The sequence below is a fragment of the Ruegeria sp. AF2 genome (assembly GCF_056542025.1).
On record NZ_JBQFZC010000003.1, the window covers coordinates 342969 to 355763 of the forward strand.

General features: G+C 56.5%; 15 protein-coding genes. 8 read left to right on the forward strand and 7 right to left on the reverse strand.

Annotated features, from left to right (window positions below; translation table 11 throughout):
* Window positions 1-73 precede the first annotated feature (73 nt).
* Complete coding sequence (locus tag ACR0NM_RS12445; protein WP_170594561.1) at window positions 74-748, reverse strand: DUF2161 family putative PD-(D/E)XK-type phosphodiesterase; 675 nt, start codon at window positions 746-748, stop codon at window positions 74-76.
* A gap of 121 nt (window positions 749-869) precedes the next feature.
* Here ACR0NM_RS12445 and ACR0NM_RS12450 point away from each other — a divergent pair, with 121 nt between their 5' ends.
* The 7 genes from ACR0NM_RS12450 (at window position 870) to ACR0NM_RS12480 (ending at window position 6983) form a co-directional block, all read left to right on the forward strand.
* Window positions 870-1850 (forward strand): TraB/GumN family protein, encoded by a 981-nt coding sequence (locus ACR0NM_RS12450; RefSeq protein ID WP_170392419.1) that lies wholly within the window; start codon window positions 870-872, stop codon window positions 1848-1850.
* A 99-nt stretch (window positions 1851-1949) separates the two neighbouring features.
* Complete coding sequence (locus tag ACR0NM_RS12455) at window positions 1950-2870, forward strand: manganese-dependent inorganic pyrophosphatase (RefSeq protein ID WP_170420563.1); 921 nt, start codon at window positions 1950-1952, stop codon at window positions 2868-2870.
* Window positions 2871-3066: 196 nt separating this feature from the next.
* Window positions 3067-3942, forward strand: a complete 876-nt coding sequence (locus ACR0NM_RS12460; protein WP_170392423.1) for a TIGR01459 family HAD-type hydrolase — start codon at window positions 3067-3069, stop codon at window positions 3940-3942.
* Between the two features lie 100 nt (window positions 3943-4042).
* Complete coding sequence (locus ACR0NM_RS12465; RefSeq protein ID WP_074736482.1) at window positions 4043-4486, forward strand: MaoC family dehydratase; 444 nt, start codon at window positions 4043-4045, stop codon at window positions 4484-4486.
* A gap of 60 nt (window positions 4487-4546) precedes the next feature.
* The gene (locus ACR0NM_RS12470) at window positions 4547-5479 is read left to right on the forward strand and encodes a bifunctional riboflavin kinase/FAD synthetase (RefSeq protein ID WP_170392424.1); all 933 of its coding nucleotides are present in this window, start codon (window positions 4547-4549) and stop codon (window positions 5477-5479) included.
* Window positions 5476-5949: a YcgN family cysteine cluster protein gene (locus ACR0NM_RS12475; protein ID WP_170512517.1), complete on the forward strand. Its 474-nt coding sequence runs from the start codon at window positions 5476-5478 to the stop codon at window positions 5947-5949. Before ACR0NM_RS12470 ends, ACR0NM_RS12475 begins: the two co-directional genes overlap by 4 nt.
* Window positions 5949-6983, forward strand: a complete 1035-nt coding sequence (locus ACR0NM_RS12480) for a threonine aldolase family protein (RefSeq protein WP_170392428.1) — start codon at window positions 5949-5951, stop codon at window positions 6981-6983. The genes ACR0NM_RS12475 and ACR0NM_RS12480 overlap by 1 nt, the downstream gene beginning before the upstream one ends.
* Window positions 6984-7002: 19 nt before the next feature.
* Here ACR0NM_RS12480 and ACR0NM_RS12485 read toward each other — a convergent pair whose 3' ends face one another.
* Window positions 7003-7602, reverse strand: coding sequence for a DsbA family protein (locus ACR0NM_RS12485; RefSeq protein ID WP_480614973.1), 600 nt, complete (start codon window positions 7600-7602; stop codon window positions 7003-7005).
* Between the two features lie 108 nt (window positions 7603-7710).
* On the opposite strand from ACR0NM_RS12485, the gene ACR0NM_RS12490 reads away from it, so the two are divergent.
* Window positions 7711-8730 carry a ribose-phosphate pyrophosphokinase gene (locus tag ACR0NM_RS12490; RefSeq protein ID WP_170392433.1) on the forward strand — a complete coding sequence of 340 codons (1020 nt, stop codon included), beginning with the start codon at window positions 7711-7713 and terminating at the stop codon, window positions 8728-8730.
* Window positions 8731-8777: 47 nt separating this feature from the next.
* On the opposite strand, the gene ACR0NM_RS12495 is transcribed toward ACR0NM_RS12490, so the two are convergent.
* From ACR0NM_RS12495 to ACR0NM_RS12515, 5 genes are all read right to left on the reverse strand, one after another.
* On the reverse strand, window positions 8778-9470 hold the full coding sequence (locus tag ACR0NM_RS12495) for a nitroreductase family protein (RefSeq protein ID WP_480614975.1): 693 nt from the start codon (window positions 9468-9470) through the stop codon (window positions 8778-8780).
* A 103-nt stretch (window positions 9471-9573) separates the two neighbouring features.
* Entirely contained in the window at window positions 9574-9924 is a 351-nt protein-coding gene (locus tag ACR0NM_RS12500) for an H-type lectin domain-containing protein (RefSeq protein WP_480614977.1), read from the reverse strand.
* Window positions 9925-10041: 117 nt separating this feature from the next.
* Window positions 10042-10452, reverse strand: a complete 411-nt coding sequence (locus ACR0NM_RS12505) for a F0F1 ATP synthase subunit epsilon (protein WP_480614979.1) — start codon at window positions 10450-10452, stop codon at window positions 10042-10044.
* A 12-nt stretch (window positions 10453-10464) separates the two neighbouring features.
* A complete protein-coding gene (gene atpD, locus ACR0NM_RS12510; protein WP_170423135.1) occupies window positions 10465-11889 on the reverse strand; it encodes a F0F1 ATP synthase subunit beta in 1425 nt (474 codons plus the stop codon).
* 18 nt (window positions 11890-11907) lie between these two features.
* Window positions 11908-12786: a F0F1 ATP synthase subunit gamma gene (locus ACR0NM_RS12515; protein ID WP_170392441.1), complete on the reverse strand. Its 879-nt coding sequence runs from the start codon at window positions 12784-12786 to the stop codon at window positions 11908-11910.
* Between the last annotated feature and the right edge of the window lie 9 nt (window positions 12787-12795).

The window sequence follows — 12795 nt, forward strand, 5'->3', positions numbered from 1 at the left end:
GTTGCAGGAAGCGAGTCAACAATATGTGAAAGATTTTTTTGCCTGGCGCGATAAGCAGGCAAGAACAAGGCACCTAGTCTGGCTGATCCCAGCTGTACGCCCAGTGTTTCAGACCTTCTTGCCCTGCCTCAGACAGCGCGTAGACGCCCTTTTCCACTTTTTCGAACCAGCCGTAATGATTGTCGTACATCAAACGTGTCGCCGCACTTACGCCAGTGGCCTTTGCGACATCGGCCCCCTTGCCCGCTCCGTTCTCTGCCAGATGGGCCGCGCATTTTAGCGCATCTTGCCGATAGGCCGTTACGATCCCATGACGCGTGGCACCGCCCGCATTGGGATCGCCCTGCAACCTTTCAAACTCGCGCAGCAATCGCTTAGCCCTGACCTTATCCTTGCGCGGCGCATAGGGGCCGGGATCGCATTGAACCTCGACCGCTCCATCAGAGCGCACGGTGATCAGGCCCAACCCCAGGCGACGGCACAACGCCAGATTATCCTTCAACGCCCGTCGCGCTGCCCGGCCTTTTGGTTTACAGACCCCAATGTAGACCTGATCGGTTATTTTCAGACGAGTGATAGCTTGGTGAAACAGCGCGAGGCTGAAGCGAAGCTTGAGTTCAACGATCACCGGCTCCTGCCCGTCTCGCAGAGCAACAATGTCGGCGGCGCCAACTTCACCTTTCACGGTATATCCCTGACGTTCCAACAAGGCTTTGATGGGTGGGTAAAGGTCCTGCTCGAGCTTCATAACGCTATGCTATGTAGTTTCGCGCGGATTGCCAGCCACGGCTTGGAGACAAACCACATTGCAACTTACAAGAAGGCAGGAGTACGTCTTGGTCATATTCGCCATTTCCGGAAGGTTCCATATGCGCTTGCTCAGCTTTTGTCTCGGCCTTTTGCTTCCGATTACCGCCCATGCGGCCTGCGAAGGGAGAGATCTTAGGCTTGACCTGTCGGCCGAAAGTCAAGCTGATCTCGAGAAGACAATCAGTGACATTCCGTTTCCGGAGGGCAACCACTGGATCGCGACAAAAGACGGGACCGTCTTGCACCTGATCGGCACCCTCCACACCAGCGACCCCCGCATGGCACCCGTGGTCGAGCGCTTGGAGCCAGTTCTGAGTCAGGCCGACGCGTTTTTCTTCGAGGTCACACAGGACGAAATGGACGCGTTCGAAAAAGATCTGGCCGATGATTTCAGCCCGGTCCTGATTACGTCCGGCCCCACTTTGATTGATCTGATGTCGGAAGAAGATTGGACAGCGCTGTCCGCGACTCTGGCCGAGCGTGGCATTCCCGCCTGGATGGCCGCCAAGATGCGCCCCTGGTTTCTAAGCATGATGTTGGGCATTCCGCCTTGCCTGATGAATACCCCAGACTTTGATCGCGGCATGGACACGCGCCTGACGGAACTGGCCGAACAACACGGGATACCCCAGTATTCGCTAGAGCGGATCGAGGATCTGATCGCCATGTTCGACAGCCATTCTTTAGAGGAACAAGTGGCCTCACTGACCAGGCTCGCTGGGGCGCTGCAGGCCGGGGACGACCAAATGATCACGATGGCGAACGCCTATATCGAAGAGCAGCACGCCGCGATCATTGAGCTTGCGAAAATTCAGGGACTCGAAGCTTCAGGGATGACACCAGAAGAGTTTAACGCCGAATGGAAAGGGTTCGAGGATCAGCTTCTGGTGCAACGCAACGCCAACTGGATGGAAAAGATTCTGGACCTGAAGGATCAGACCGCGGTGATCGCTGTCGGGGCCGGACATCTGAGCAACGACTACGGCTTACTGAACCAGCTACAGCAAGCCGGATATACACTGGAACGCGCTGAATTCTAGGTTTTCAGACCAAGGGTCGCAGCAAGTTTGCTTCCGGGTGACAACCGTGTTTGACCACCCTATAAGGCGCGCAAATCCATATTCTTCAGGACACGAGACATGACAACGCTAGTTTTTGGCCACAAATCTCCCGACACCGATTCCACCGGCTCTCCAATCCTGTGGTCATGGTATCTGAACGAAGTGAAAGGTGAACAGGCACAGCCCGTTTTGCTAGGCGAACCCAACACCGAAGCCGCCTTTATGCTTGAGCGTTGGGACCTGCCCAAGCCGCAAATCATCGAGGACGTGGCCGAGGATGCACCGGTTGTCATCGTCGACACCAACAATCCGGCCGAGCTGCCCGCCAGCATCAACAGCGCCGATATCCGCGCCATAATCGACCACCACAAACTGGTTGGCGGGCTTGAAACCAAAGGCCCCATCGACATCACTGTGCGCCCGCTGGCCTGCACGGCAACCATCATGGTCGACCTGATGGGTGACGACGCCGCCAAGATGCCCGACGCGATCAAAGGTGCCGCGCTGACCTGCATCCTGTCGGACACACTGGAATTCCGCTCACCCACAACCACCGCGCACGACCGCGCCGTGGCTGAGAAACTGGCGGCTGAACTTGGTCTGGATGTCTCGGCCTACGCCGCCGACATGTTTGCAGCAAAATCGGATGTATCGTCATTCTCGGACGCCGAACTGATCCGCATGGACAGCAAAGAATACGAAGTCGACGGCACCAAGTTCCGGGTCTCGGTTCTGGAAACCACTGCCCCCGGTGTCGTGCTGGATCGCAAGGACAGCATCGTAAGCTCGATGGCTGATGTGGCCAAGGAAGACGGCGTTGATCAGGTGTTGCTGTTCGTGGTCGATATTTTGAACGAAGAAGCGACGCTATTGGTTCCAAATGATCTGGTGAAAAGCGTCGCTGAGAAGAGCTTTGGCGCAACCGTGGACGGTGACGCGGTTGTGTTGCCCGGCGTGATGAGCCGGAAAAAGCAGATCATTCCGAACCTCAAGGTTTGAATTTAGATCATCAAAGGCGCCCGAAACCGGGCGCTTTTTTTTGCGAGGCTCTGCCTCGTGCTCCGAGATATTTTTGGCCAGATGAACAAGGGGGGTTGATTTCGGCCGCTCCGCCTTGGGCTGCAACTCTGGCCAATTGCGCCACGCTCTGCCATAGGCTTTGACATCTCGCATTCCCTGCTGCACGAGGCGCGCCATGACCCAGATCGTTTCTTCACTCGCTGAAATCTCTGACCGCTACAAAGCGCTGTTTGTTGATTTGTGGGGTTGCGTTCATAATGGGATAACTGCCTACCCAGAGGCTGTCGCGGCACTGCAAGCTTATCGTCAACGTGGTGGCACGGTGGTTCTTGTAACCAATTCCCCCAAGCCTCGGGCCGGGGTTGCCGAGCAGCTTTTACATTTCAATGTGCCGGCAGATTCCTATGACACGATTGCAACCAGCGGTGATTCGGCGCGTTCAGCGATGTTTCGCGGGGCGATTGGCGAAAAAGTCTACTTCATGGGGGAATGGCAGCGGGATGCCGGTTTTTTTGAACCCCTGAAACTGCTGGATCATCCGATCCACATTGAACGCGTTCCGCTGGACGCGGCCGAAGGCATCGTGTGTTGCGGCCCGTTCGACCCGATGGCGGACCCAGATGTGAACCGGCCCGACTTTCTTTATGCCAAGCAGAAAGGGATGAAACTGCTCTGCGCAAATCCGGACATCGTGGTGGACCGAGGCGAAACGCGCGAATGGTGCGCAGGTGCTTTGGCCCGACTTTATACCGAGATGGGTGGTGAAAGCCTATATTTCGGTAAGCCACACCCGCCGATCTACGATCTGGCCCGGCGCAGGTTGCAGGCGATTGGGGTTGATGTGTCGGATTCTGAAATACTTGCCATAGGGGACGGGCCGCAAACAGATATCGCTGGAGGCATGGGGGAAGGCATTGATACCCTCTTCATCACCGGCGGTTTGGCAGCCGCAGAAACCAAAACATCACATCATCCAGACGAAGACGCGTTGAAAGCTCATAACGAGAAGGAACAGATCAATCCAACCTATTCGATTGGTCGCCTGAGATAGCAAAAAAGACTTGATTTTCTGCAACTGCGAAGTAATAAAGTTGCCGACGAGCGGCAGATGATGGTCTTTTGTTGCTCTTTCGATCTCGAATGAGGGCAGCATGTTGGACAACCTTCCGCGCGGAACGATTTGCATCGAAGACATCGAAATGGGCATGTCACGGCACTTGCGCAAAGTCGTGACCGATGAAGATATCGAGATGTTCGCTCAAGTATCGACCGACCGGAATCCGGTTCATCTGGATGATGACTATGCCCGCGATACGATTTTCGAAGGACGTATTGCGCATGGCATGCTGACCGCTGGCCTGATCTCTGCGGTTATCGGAGAGCAGCTGCCCGGACATGGAACCGTGTACATGGGACAATCGCTTAAATTTCTGGCGCCGGTGCGTCCGGGCGACATGGTTTATGCCGAGGTCAAGGTGATCGATATCGATTTCGCCAAACGCCGGGTTAAGCTGGATTGCCACTGCGCAGTTGACGGAAAGAAAGTGCTGGTGGGTGAGGCCATGGTGCTGGCTCCGAGCCGCAAGTTCGACTGATAATCCACCTTAACCGAACTGCGGCTTGAACCTGACGGGCAGTCCCGCTAGGCAAGCCGCATGCATATCATCCGGGACTTCCAGTTTGTTGAACCAGAAGACCGAGGCGCAAGTGTCGCCATCGGGAACTTTGACGGTGTTCATCTTGGCCATCAATCCGTCATCGAGTTGGCGCGCAATGCTGAATTGAACGCGCCGCTGGGGGTCATGACATTTGAGCCGCATCCACGAGAGTATTTTTCCCCAGAGGCACCGCCCTTTCGTCTGATGCGCGGCAATGCACGCGCGCACCGGCTGGAAAAACTCGGCGTGCAGAAGCTTTATGAACTGCCTTTTAATTCAACGCTCGCGGGTATGACGCCCGAAGCTTTTGCGAGAAATGTCATATGCGATGGTCTGGGGCTTTCTCATGTTGTCGTGGGTGCCGATTTTTGTTTTGGCAAAGGGCGCAGCGGTAACCCTCAGGACCTGGTTCGCTTTGGCGAAGAGATGGGGTTCGGTGTGACAATCGCGCCCCTGTTGGAGCGCACCGAGAATGTGGTTTCGTCGACTGCGATCCGGACAGCTCTGTCAGAGGGGCGCCCGCGCGATGCGGCAACAATGCTGGGGCACTGGCACCGGATTGAGGGTGAGGTCGTCGGAGGCGAGCAACGCGGACGAGAGTTGGGGTACCCGACAGCCAATATGTCGATCGAAGGACTGCACCCTCCAAGATTCGGCGTTTATGCAGTTTTGGTCGACGTCCTGGATGGCCCGCATCAGGGCAGCTATCACGGGGCGGCATCGGTCGGGACCCGGCCCATGTTCCAAGGCGAGGTTCCTAACATCGAGACATTTCTGTTCAATTTCTCAGGTGATCTTTACGGTGCCACGCTGTCCGTTGGTCTGGTCGACTATCTGCGGCCCGAAATGACATTCGACGGTCTCGACGGGTTGATCTCGCAGATGGATGCCGATTGCGCGCGCGCCCGAGAGATACTGGCCAGTACATGACTACGGATCCAATCGATCGAGCTGGCCTCGCGCCCCGATTCTGGGAACGCAAGCCGCTGCGCAAGATGAACCAGCGTGAGTGGGAGGCACTGTGTGATGGTTGCGGCAAATGCTGTCTGAACAAGCTGGAAGACGAAGATACGGGCGAGGTCGCATTGACCTGTGTTGCCTGTCGCCTGCTGGATGACGAAACTTGCCGGTGCACCCAATATGATATCCGCCACCAATTCGTGCCCGAATGCATCGTCATGACACCCGATAACATCGACAACCATGCCTATTGGCTGCCCCAGACTTGCGCCTATCGACTGCTCTGGGAAGGCAAACCGCTTTACGACTGGCACCCTTTGCTATCAGGTACGCCTGAAAGCGTTCACACCGCCGGAGTCTCCGTGCAGCGGCGAACCGTATCTGAATTCGAAACGCCCATGGAAGAGTGGGAAGACTACATCATCGAGGAGCCGAATTAATGCATTTTGCCTCTGATAATTCCGGGCCTGTTCATCCCGAAGTTCTGGCCGCATTGGCCGAAGCCAATCAGGGCTATCAGATGGCTTATGGCGCCGACACCTTGATGAACGAAGTGCGCGACCAAATCCGCGGCATTTTCGAAGCACCGGGTGCGGCAGTTTATCTGGTCGCTACGGGAACGGCCGCTAATTCACTGGCGTTGGCAACGCTGAGCAAGCCGTGGGAAACCGTGTTCTGTTCACCCGTTGCTCATATCCATGAGGATGAGTGCAATGCCCCCGAATTCTACACCGGCGCGAAACTGACTCTGGTGCCGGGTGGCGACAAGATGACCCCCGAAGCATTGACCAAGTCCATTGAGGGGGAAGAAACCCGCGGCGTGCATGGTCCGCAGCGCGGGCCTGTCTCGATCACTCAGGTGACCGAGCGTGGCTCGGTTTACTCGCTTGCCGAACTTCAAGCCTTGTGTGGCGTTGCCAAGAAGTATGGGTTGCCGGTGCATATGGATGGTGCACGCTTCACTAACGCTCTGGTCGCTTTGAATTGCTCACCGGCAGAGATGACGTGGAAATCTGGTGTTGACGCAGTCAGCTTTGGCGGCACCAAAAACGGGCTGATGGGTGTCGAGGCCGTAATCTTCTTCGACGAAAGCAAAGCTTGGGAGTTCGAGCTGCGGCGCAAGCGCGGGGCGCACCTGTTTTCCAAGCACCGTTATCTGTCGGCCCAGATGGCTGCTTATCTGCAGGATGACCTGTGGCTGAAATCAGCTCGCAAAGCGAATGCCAATTGCGCGCGATTGGCGGATGGTCTGCGGGCAGTCGGGGCAGAATTCCTGCATGAACCCCAGGCAAACATGATTTTCGCAAGCTTTCCCCGCAGCCAACACAAGCGCCTGCACGAGGCCGGCGCCGTCTATCACCTGTGGGGCGATACGTTGGACGGTGAGGACGAAGACGAGATGCTGGCCTGCCGCCTTGTCTGTGACTGGTCCATCGAAACCGACCAGATCGATCGGTTTCTGAACCTCTTGTAGCCGTGCCTCCCTGCCCCGGCTATCTCATCTCAGCCAGATGCTTGTCCAGATCATCAAGACGGTCCTGTCCCCAGAACCTCTGATCGTCTGGTGTGATGTAAAATGGTGCCCCGAAAACACCCCGGTCCACGGCTTCTTCCAGATTTGCGGCGTAGGTTTCCGCACCTACCAACAGGCCACTATCAGCTAGATTTGGATTAAATCCTGCCTGTTCCAAGCAATCCCGGATCACGCCATCATCAGAGATGTCCTTTTCTTCTGCCCAGCAGGCACGCAAGAAGGAATGGCAAAGTTTACCCACGTCACCTGATCCATCCTGTACTGCTGCGATCACAGCGTAAGAGGACGGTGCCATGTTCGTCGGCCAGTGCGCAGGCTGCAGGTTCAACGGCATATCCAGATTGCGCGCTTGGCGCACCAATTCCTGCGCGCGGTATTCGATGCGAGATATATGTCGGTCTTTTGGTGGCGTTCCACCTGTCCGGCCGAACAGGGCAACAATATCCAATGGTTTATAGTTGATCGTCGCACCGTGTTTTGCCGCGATCTCTTCAAGGCGCATTCCCGCCAGATAGGAATAGGGCGAGAGTGTCGCAAAAAAGTAGTCAATCTGGGCCATGTTCACTTTCTCCGCTGCGTTATCTTTGCGGGACGGTAGACCCATGCTAAGCGGTGTCAACATCACGAATCTGTCACATTGCCACTGCTGCCCGGGGAAAATCAGCCGATGCCGACACTTCACGAACCCAAGCTTATCGCTGGGAACGCCAATCTTCCGCTTGCCGAAACCATTGCACGTCGCATGAGCCTGCATCGCGGCGTTGACCAGGGGCTGGTCGATGCTCGGGTCGAACGGTTCAACGACGGAGAGATTTTCGTCGAGGTTTTCGAGAATGTGCGTGGTGAGGATATGTTTATCGTTCAACCAACCTCGAACCCCGCCAATGACAATCTGATGGAGCTGCTGATCATCGCAGATGCGCTGCGCCGTTCATCCGCAGCCCGGATCACCGCTGTCATTCCGTATTTCGGGTACGCCCGTCAGGACCGCCGCACCAAGGCGCGCACACCAATCAGCGCCAAGCTGGTGGCAAACATGCTGACTGGTGCGGGTATCGAACGGATTCTAACCATGGATCTGCACGCAGCCCAGATTCAGGGCTTTTTCGACATGCCGGTGGACAACCTATATGCCTCTCCGATCTTTGCCCTGGATGTGAAGAAACAATTCAAGGATCAGATGGACGACCTGATGGTGGTCTCGCCGGATGTCGGCGGTGTTGCACGTGCCCGTGAATTGGCCAAACGCATCAATGCGCCCCTTTCGATCGTTGACAAACGCCGCGAAAAGGCAGGCGAAGTGGCCGAGATGACGGTCATTGGTGACGTGAAAGACAAAATCTGCCTGATTGTCGATGACATTTGCGATACCGCTGGCACTCTGTGCAAAGCTGCCCAGGTGCTGATGGATAACGGCGCCAAGGAAGTACACTCTTACATCACCCACGGTGTCATGAGTGGACCGGCGGTTGAACGTGTGACCAATTCGGTGATGAAATCTCTGGTCCTATCGGACACGATCCAGCCTACGGCTGAGATCAACAAGGCCGCCAACATCCGCATCGTGCCCACCGCGCCGATCTTTACGCAGGCGATCCTGAACATTTGGAACGGCACAAGTGTATCATCGCTGTTCGAAGACAAGACACTTACGCCGATCTACGAGTCACTTTATCATATGGATTGATCGAAAAACTGCTGACTACCATAGATTCTGAATTCATGACGGCCTGCCTATTCGGCGACCGTCATGATTTCTTCCAACGGTTTTTTCATCTTTGCAACTTTTGGCACCTTCGCGTCGTCTTGCGGGTGGCCTACAGCTACGATCATAATAGGTTTTTCATGATCAGGGCGGTTTAGCAGTTTATTCAGGAATTTCATCGGGTTGGGTGTGTGGGTCAGCGATACCAGCCCTGCATGGTGCAGCGCCGTCAACAAAAAGCCCGTGGCAATGCCCGTGCTTTCAGGCACGTAGTAGTTTTTGAACCGATCTCCATCATCGAATTGACCCCAACGTTGGGCGAAAATCACTATCAGCCAGGGTGCGCCTTCCAGATGCGGCTTCTGATCGTTAGTCCCGATTGGTTCAAGCGCCTTCAGCCATTCATCCCCGGCACCGCCTTCATAAAACCTGCGCTCTTCAGCTTCCGCTTCTTCCCGAATACGGCGCTTCATCTCAGGGTTCGAGATTGCCACAAAGTGCCAGGGCTGATGATTGGCTCCTGAAGGCGCTGTTCCGGCTGCGCGAATGCACTCTTCGATGACCGTGCGCTCGACGGGCCGGTCCGAATAGTCACGCACGGTATGGCGGCGTTTCATCTTGTTGTAGAACGCTCGCGCTTCGGCCAGCATTTCTTCATCAGACAAGTCCATACGATCCGGAAGATCCAGGGCCTCGTATTCGATATGATCTCGTGCAAACACCTGTAAGATCCTCCGGTTGCGTTAGCCGCTATTTGGGGTGGACAGTCTTCTTTATGGGACGACGCGCGAAGGTGCGCAATCTTATCTCACGAACAGGCCTGCTTCACGAGATATCCCAATCGTCTTCATGCGAAACATCTCCAATTGCGGTCCAATTCACCCGAATTCTGGCGATACGCGTATCAGACCAGGTGCGAAACACCGCATTGAATCCTTCCGGCGTTATATCTTCGGCCTGAACTTCAGCCCGTAAAGCGGAAGACGTATCCACATCCCAAAGCACCACGCCTATCTGGACGATTGGCTCAGAGCGGAACACTTCTGAAAAACGGATGCTTACGCGACGCTCACGCGGGCCCTCACCAGTCCACATCACGCCACCATCGGCGAAATCGGAAAACAAGACCTCCTCGCCCTGATCAATGCCGATGGGATGGGTTTGAAACTTTTTCATCTATCGTCTTTTATTGTTCAATTCCTGCAGCTTAACTTCAGCGAATGGCAAAATCACGACAAAAAAACGGCCCCGCGGATACGGGGCCGTTCCAAGTGATCAGAATGTCATGAACCCTTACAGGCTCATATGCGTTCCTAGGGCTTCCATGTCAGCCAGCAACTTTGCAGCATCGTCGACGATCGTCTGATCTTCACCGGCCTTGGCCGCCTCGTGCGAGGCGCGGGCGTCAGCGATCAGATCGTCCAGATGCGAACGTGTTACTTCAGCAACCGGAATGGCCTTTTCGGCCAGAACCGACAGGCCATCGCCATTGATCTGAGCAAACCCGCCGGTGACCAGGTATTCACTGGCCCCTTCGGGTGCTTCGACCTTCAGGATGCCCGGGCGCAGCGTGGTGATAGTGGGGGCATGATCGGGCATTGCCGTCATATCCCCGTCCGCGCCGGGAATCTGGACCGCGGTGGCCTCGAGCGAAGCAAGGCTCCGCTCGGGGCTAACGAGGTCGAATTGCATCGTGTTTGCCATCAGGGATACTCCTTAGGCGGCTTCTGCGGCCATCTTCTCCGCTTTGGCGATCACTTCTTCGATGCCGCCAACCATCAGGAAGGCCGCTTCGGGCAGGTGATCGTATTCGCCAGCGACAACCGCTTTGAACGACTCGATGGTCACATCCAGAGGAACCTGAACGCCCGGCGAACCGGTGAAGACTTCGGCCACGTCGAACGGCTGCGACAGGAAGCGTTCGATCTTACGGGCACGGGCCACGGTCAGTTTGTCCTCTTCCGACAGTTCGTCCATGCCGAGGATGGCGATGATGTCCTGCAGCGACTTGTAGCGCTGAAGGATCTGCTGAACGTCGGTCGCAACCTTGTAGTGCTCTTCACCAACGATGGCCGGGTCGAGCAGACGCGAGGTCGAGTCGAGCGGGTCAACCGCAGGGTAGATACCCTTTTCCGAGATCGCACGGTTAAGAACGGTGGTCGCATCCAAGTGAGCAAACGAGGTTGCCGGCGCAGGGTCGGTAAGGTCGTCCGCAGGCACGTAGATCGCCTGAACCGAGGTGATCGAGCCCGACTTGGTCGAGGTGATGCGTTCCTGCAGGGCGCCCATGTCGGTGGCCAGTGTCGGCTGGTAGCCCACGGCCGAAGGAATACGACCCAGTAGAGCCGAAACCTCGGAGCCCGCCTGCGTAAAGCGGAAGATGTTGTCGACGAAGAACAGAACGTCGGTACCGGACTGGTCGCGGAACTGCTCGGCCAGGGTCAGACCGGTCAGAGCGACACGTGCACGTGCTCCCGGAGGTTCGTTCATCTGACCGTAAACCAGGGCCACCTGAGATTCCGACAGGTTGTCCGGCTTAATAACGTTCGATTCGATCATCTCGTGGTACAGGTCGTTCCCTTCACGGGTCCGTTCACCAACACCCGCGAACACCGAGAAGCCCGAGTGAACTTTTGCGATGTTGTTGATCAGTTCCATGATCAGAACGGTTTTACCCACGCCAGCGCCGCCGAACAGGCCGATCTTACCGCCTTTGGCGTAGGGGGCCAGCAGGTCAACAACCTTGATGCCGGTCACCAGGATTTCCGACTCGGTCGACTGTTCGTCGAACTCGGGTGCGGGCTGGTGGATCGCGCGGGTTTCAGTTGCTTCAACGTCGCCCTTTTCGTCGATCGGCTCGCCGACAACGTTCAGGATGCGACCCAGGGTGGCGTTACCAACCGGAACCGAGATCGGTGCGCCGGTGTCGCTTACCGCTTCGCCGCGGACCAGACCTTCGGTCGCGTCCATCGCGATGGTGCGGACGGTGTTTTCACCCAGGTGCTGTGCAACTTCCAACACCAGGCGCTTGCCGTTGTTGGTCGTTTCCAGCGCGTTCAGAATTTCAGGCAGCTGATCTTCGAAGTGCACGTCGACGACGGCCCCGATGATCTGTGTGACTTTGCCTTTTGCATTCGCCATGTTTCGTCTCCGGTTTTCTTACAGCGCTTCGGCGCCGGAAATAATTTCAATCAGCTCGTTGGTGATCACGGCCTGACGCGAGCGGTTGAACTGGATCGTCAGCTTGTCGATCATCTCACCCGCGTTGCGTGTCGCGTTGTCCATTGCGGACATCCGTGCACCCTGTTCAGACGCTCCGTTTTCGAGCAGAGCCGAGAAGATCGCGGTGGCAACCCCCTTGGGCAGCAGGTCGGCCAGGATGGCCTCTTCGCTGGGCTCGTAGTCGAATACCGCACCGCTGTCGTCACCCGTCGCTTCGTCTTCGAACGAGGCGGGGATGACCTGCTGTGCCGTCGGGATCTGGGTCACAACGTTGACGAACTTCGAGTAGAAGATCGTGGCAACGTCGAACTCACCCCCGTCGAAACGAGACAGGACGTCCTTGGCGATGTCTTGCGCGTTGGAATACCCCAGACGCTTGACCTCGCTCAGGTCGATATGTCCAACGAACAGATCGCTAAAATCACGCTTGAGCGCGTCGCGGCCTTTTTTGCCGACGGTCAAAACCTTGACCGTCTTGCCTTTGGCGCGCAACTCGTCCGCCTTTTGGCGAGCGAGTTTGGCGATGTTCGAGTTGAAGCCGCCACACAGGCCGCGTTCAGCTGTCATGACAACCAGCAGATGGACATCATCACTACCCGTGCCACGGAGCAGCTTGGGGGCGCTGTCGCTGCCCCCGACCGAAGCCGCCAGCCCCGCCATCACGGCATTGAACCGCTCGGCATAGGGACGCGAGGCTTCGGCAGATTCCTGGGCGCGACGCAGTTTTGCAGCCGCGACCATCTGCATGGCCTTGGTGATCTTGCGGGTCGATTTGACCGACTCGATCCTGTTTTTAAGGTCCTTAAGATTTGGCATATGCCCGCC

Excerpts from the sequence above, each read along its gene's own strand:
- ACR0NM_RS12475 (WP_170512517.1), top strand. The coding sequence starts at position 5,476 with ATGACTACGGATCCAATCGATCGAGCTGGCCTCGCGCCCCGATTCTGG.
- ACR0NM_RS12500 (WP_480614977.1), bottom strand. The coding sequence starts at position 9,924 with ATGAAAAAGTTTCAAACCCATCCCATCGGCATTGATCAGGGCGAGGAG.
- ACR0NM_RS12485 (WP_480614973.1), bottom strand. The coding sequence starts at position 7,602 with ATGGCCCAGATTGACTACTTTTTTGCGACACTCTCGCCCTATTCCTAT.
- ACR0NM_RS12505 (WP_480614979.1), bottom strand. The coding sequence starts at position 10,452 with ATGGCAAACACGATGCAATTCGACCTCGTTAGCCCCGAGCGGAGCCTT.
- ACR0NM_RS12460 (WP_170392423.1), top strand. The coding sequence starts at position 3,067 with ATGACCCAGATCGTTTCTTCACTCGCTGAAATCTCTGACCGCTACAAA.
- ACR0NM_RS12465 (WP_074736482.1), top strand. The coding sequence starts at position 4,043 with ATGTTGGACAACCTTCCGCGCGGAACGATTTGCATCGAAGACATCGAA.
- ACR0NM_RS12480 (WP_170392428.1), top strand. The coding sequence starts at position 5,949 with ATGCATTTTGCCTCTGATAATTCCGGGCCTGTTCATCCCGAAGTTCTG.
- ACR0NM_RS12450 (WP_170392419.1), top strand. The coding sequence starts at position 870 with ATGCGCTTGCTCAGCTTTTGTCTCGGCCTTTTGCTTCCGATTACCGCC.
- ACR0NM_RS12455 (WP_170420563.1), top strand. The coding sequence starts at position 1,950 with ATGACAACGCTAGTTTTTGGCCACAAATCTCCCGACACCGATTCCACC.
- atpD (WP_170423135.1), bottom strand. The coding sequence starts at position 11,889 with ATGGCGAATGCAAAAGGCAAAGTCACACAGATCATCGGGGCCGTCGTC.
- ACR0NM_RS12515 (WP_170392441.1), bottom strand. The coding sequence starts at position 12,786 with ATGCCAAATCTTAAGGACCTTAAAAACAGGATCGAGTCGGTCAAATCG.
- ACR0NM_RS12490 (WP_170392433.1), top strand. The coding sequence starts at position 7,711 with ATGCCGACACTTCACGAACCCAAGCTTATCGCTGGGAACGCCAATCTT.
- ACR0NM_RS12470 (WP_170392424.1), top strand. The coding sequence starts at position 4,547 with ATGCATATCATCCGGGACTTCCAGTTTGTTGAACCAGAAGACCGAGGC.
- ACR0NM_RS12445 (WP_170594561.1), bottom strand. The coding sequence starts at position 748 with ATGAAGCTCGAGCAGGACCTTTACCCACCCATCAAAGCCTTGTTGGAA.